The 4,180-nt window shown below is 68.1% G+C and carries 3 protein-coding genes and 1 pseudogene; 1 reads left to right on the forward strand and 3 read right to left on the reverse strand.

Features of this window, described 5'->3' with window-relative positions; all coding sequences use genetic code 11:
• Positions 1–93 precede the first annotated feature (93 nt).
• Both ACRDUX_RS28415 and dapE read right to left on the reverse strand, forming a co-directional pair.
• Positions 94–1,707 carry an ABC-F family ATP-binding cassette domain-containing protein gene (locus ACRDUX_RS28415; protein WP_526418779.1) on the reverse strand — a complete coding sequence of 538 codons (1,614 nt, stop codon included), beginning with the start codon at positions 1,705–1,707 and terminating at the stop codon, positions 94–96.
• 150 nt (positions 1,708–1,857) lie between these two features.
• A complete protein-coding gene (dapE, locus tag ACRDUX_RS28420; RefSeq protein WP_526418781.1) occupies positions 1,858–2,925 on the reverse strand; it encodes a succinyl-diaminopimelate desuccinylase in 1,068 nt (355 codons plus the stop codon).
• Between the two features lie 34 nt (positions 2,926–2,959).
• On the opposite strand from dapE, the gene dapD reads away from it, so the two are divergent.
• Positions 2,960–3,916: a 2,3,4,5-tetrahydropyridine-2,6-dicarboxylate N-succinyltransferase gene (gene dapD, locus ACRDUX_RS28425; RefSeq protein ID WP_526418783.1), complete on the forward strand. Its 957-nt coding sequence runs from the start codon at positions 2,960–2,962 to the stop codon at positions 3,914–3,916.
• 3 nt (positions 3,917–3,919) lie between these two features.
• On the opposite strand, the pseudogene ACRDUX_RS28430 reads toward dapD, so the two are convergent.
• Positions 3,920–4,180, reverse strand: a pseudogene (locus ACRDUX_RS28430) (glycoside hydrolase family 27 protein); the annotation flags it as partial.

Here is a 4,180-nt window from a genome sequence, read left to right on the forward strand (position 1 = left end):
CTGGCACATGCTCCTGAAACTTGATATCGCGGGTGATATCAAGTTTTAGCGCACATCCGATGGCCGAGATCGGGCGTGCTTTGCAGCGATCTCCTAGGCCAGCACCCCGTCTGCGAGGCGAAGCCGGCGTTGCACTCCGATCGCATCCAGGAACCTCTCGTCGTGGCTGACCACCACGAAGGCGCCTCGGTAGGCGTTCAAGGCGGACTCCAACTGACCGACGCTGACCAGATCGAGGTTGTTGGTCGGCTCGTCGAGTAGCAGCAGCTGCGGCGCCGGTTCGGCGTTGAGCACGCAGACCAGTGTTGCCCGCAGCCGTTCACCACCCGACAACGCCGCGACGGGCAGATGGATGTGGTCACCGCGAAACAGGAACTGCGCCAACAGATGCATGCGGCGGGTGTGCGGCAGGCTGGGCGCGAATGCGGCGAGGCTCTCTGCGACGGTGCAGTCGGGATCCAGCAGATCGAGCCGCTGGGACAGATAGGCGATCCGGCCCTCGGAGCGTTGCACGTCCCCCTGCTCCGGTGCCAGGTCGCCGTTGATCATCCGCAGCAGCGTCGACTTGCCCGCTCCGTTGGATCCGGTCAGCGCGATGCGTTCGGGCCCGCGAATGTCGAGATCGATGCCGTTGTGTCCGAACAGATCTCGGTCACGCAGATGCATTCGAAGACCGCGGGCGGCGAGAACGGTGCGGCCCGCGGGGACATCGGTGTCGGGCAGGTCGAGCACGATGGCGTCGTCGTCACGCAGTGCGCGCTCGGCCTGATCGAGTCGCGCTCGGGCATCGTCGACCCGCTTGGCGTGCACGTCGTCCGAGCGGGCGGCGGATTCCTGAGCGTCGCGCTTGAGCTTGCCAGCCACGATCTTGGGCAAGCCGGCGTCCTTGACGTTGCGCGCGGCGGTGCTCGAGCGCTTGGCGGCACGCTCGCGGGCCTGCTGCATCTGCCGCTTCTCGTGCTTCAGCAGCTGTTCGGCGTTGCGGATGTCGGCCGCGGCGGATCGTTGGGCCGCGTAGATCGCATTCTCGTATTCGGTGAAAGTGCCCCCGAAGAAGGCGATCTCACCGCGATACAGCTCAGCGATGCGGTCCATCCGGTCGAGCAGCACTCGGTCGTGGCTGACGACCAGCAGGGTGCCGCCGAAGTCGTCGAGCGCGGCGTAGAGCCGCTGCCTGGCCTCGACGTCGAGGTTGTTGGTCGGCTCGTCGAGCAGCAGCACGTCGGGCCGCATGAGCAGCTGCGCAGCCAGGCCAACGGAGATCACCTCCCCACCGCTGAGTGACCGCAGGGGCCGGGCCAGAGCGAGGTGACCCAGCCCAAGCCGGTCGAGCTGGGCGCGCAGCCGCTCCTCGACGTCCCAGTCGTCCCCGATCGCGGCGAACACCGCGTCCGAGGCATCGCCGGCGGCCAGCGCGTCGAGGGCGGCGATGACCGGTGCGACACCGAGCACCTCGGCGACGGTTCGCTCACCATCCAACGGCAGGGTCTGCGGCAGGTAGCCCACCGTGCCGTCGACGGTCACGGACCCAGCGGTGGGTCGGTGCTCACCGGCCACGAGCTTGAGCAGCGTGCTCTTGCCCGCCCCGTTGGGCGCGACCAGACCGGTGCGACCGCCAGGGATGGCGAAGGACAGATCGGCGAACAGCGGGGTGCCGTCGGGCCAGCCGAACGACAGATGCGAGGAAACGACGGAAACGTCGGACACGAGGGAGATCTCTCGGTGGGTCCGTGGAATCGAGCCACGGCACGGGGGCGGAAGACGACGACGTGCTCCGGTCACCCGGAGATGTCTTCTCCCACCATGTCTTCGGCCCACCTCATGTTGATTCGACGCTTGTAGACCATGTTAGCGGCGTCAGTCAACCAGATATTTCCGCAGCGTCTCGGTGGCGGCCGTGATCTGCGCGACGTCCACCCGCTCATCGACGCGGTGAGCCATGTTCGGGTCGCCGGGGCCGTAGTTGACGGCGGGGATGCCGAGCGCCGCGAACCGGGCGACGTCGGTCCAGCCGTACTTGGCGCGCACCTGTCCCCCTGCGGCCTCGACGAGCGCCGCGGCGGCCGGTTTGGTCAGCCCGGGCAGCGCGCCGGCGGCGGCGTCCGTCCGTTCGATCTCGACGTCGAGCCCGTCGAAAACCTCGTGTACGTGTGCGGTCGCCTGCTCGACGCTGCGGTCGGGCGCGAAGCGGAAGTTCACCGTGACCGACGCAGCGTCGGGGATGACGTTGCCCGCGATGCCGCCGTCGATCCGCACGGCCGACAGCCCTTCGCGATAGGTGCAGCCGTCGATGTCGACGTTGCGGGGGCGATAGGACGACAGCCGGTCGAGCACGGCGCCGAGTTTGTGAATGGCGTTGTCGCCCAGCCACGATCGCGCCGAGTGGGCGCGGGTGCCCGTGGCGCGGACGACCACGCGGATGGTCCCCTGACAGCCCGCTTCGATGAAACCACCCGACGGTTCGCCAAGAATGGCGACATCGGCCTGCAACCAGTCGGGCAGCTCGCGTTCGATGCGGCCGAGGCCATTGGCGCTGGACTCGATCTCCTCGCAGTCGTACATCACCAACGTGATGTCGTGCGACGGGTCGGCGATCGTGGCGGCCAGGTGCAGGAAGACTGCGTCGCCGGACTTCATGTCCGAGGTGCCGCAGCCGTGCAGTTCCCCGGCGACGAGTCGGCTGGGCAGGTTGTCCGCAGCGGGGACGGTATCGGTGTGACCCGCAAGCAGCACCCGCGACGGTCGACCGAAGTCGGTGCGAGCCAACACGGCGTTGCCGCTGCGGATGACTTCGTAGCCGCCCGCCTGGGCGCGCAGTGCCGCCTCGATCTCGTCGGCGATGCGCTGCTCGTTGCGTGACTCGCTGGGGATGTCCACCAGCGCGGCGGTCAGGTCGATCGGATCAGCGCGTAAGTCCAGGCCCACAGCGGTCCACGGTAGTCCAGTAGCCTCTAGCACCGTGACTTCCGCATCAGGCGTCGGCGTGGCCACCATCGCGGCCGACGGAACGATTCTCGACACGTGGTTCCCCGAGCCGGAGCTGTCCGGCGACGGACCCACCGGCACGAACCGGCTCTCGGTGGCCGAGGTGACCGACCAGCTGGCCGCGCTGACCGGTCGCGACGAGGACCGCGACGTGGAAACCGTCATCGTGCGCACCACGATCGCGTCGCTGGACGACAAGCCCGTCGACGCCTTCGACGCCTACCTGCGGCTGCACCTCCTTTCACACCGCCTGATCGCTCCGCACGACGCGAACATGGACGGCGTCTTCGGGGTGCTGGCCAACGTGGTGTGGACGAGTTACGGACCGTGTGCCGTCGACGGGTTCGAGCTGACCAGGGCGCGGTTGCGACGGCGCGGACCGGTGGCCGTGTACGGCATCGACAAGTTCCCTCGCATGGTCGACTACGTGGTGCCGACGGGCGTCCGGATCGCCGACGCGGACCGGGTGCGCCTCGGCGCCCACCTGGCATCGGGCACGACGGTGATGCACGAGGGCTTCGTGAACTTCAACGCCGGGACGCTGGGCACGTCGATGGTCGAGGGCCGGATCTCGGCGGGCGTGGTGGTCGACGACGGTTCCGACGTCGGCGGCGGCGCTTCGATCATGGGCACCCTTTCCGGCGGCGGCAAAGAGGTCATCTCGGTCGGCAAGCGCTGTCTGCTCGGCGCCAACTCGGGTCTTGGCATCTCACTCGGCGATGACTGCGTGATCGAGGCCGGCCTGTACGTGACGGGCGGCACCAAGGTGACCACGACAGGCGGTGGCCAGACGGCCACTACCGTCAAGGCCAGGGAGCTGTCCGGTGCGAACAACCTTCTCTTCCGGCGCAATTCGGTGTCCGGGGCGGTCGAGGTGGTATCGCGCGACGGCACCGGCATCACGCTGAACGAGGCGCTGCACGCGAACTGAGCCCTACTCGCAGCGCGTCACCCGCAGCATCACGACGCCATGTGCGGGAACCGTCTGTCCGACATCACCCGTCGTGGTGGTCTCGGAGTGCTCCCACAAATCGCGTACGACGTAGCAGTCGGCCCCGGACAGGCCGACCGCCCTGGTGTCGGTGTGAATGGAGACCGGCGCGGCGGCGGAGTTGAACAGCGCCACCGCGACCGAGCCGTCGGCAAGTGGCTTGACGATCACCCGGGGATCGTTCAACAGCGGAAGGCCTTGCAG

Origin of the sequence: Mycobacterium sp. (genome assembly GCF_050701675.1) — a bacterium.
Classification (GTDB): domain Bacteria; phylum Actinomycetota; class Actinomycetes; order Mycobacteriales; family Mycobacteriaceae; genus Mycobacterium.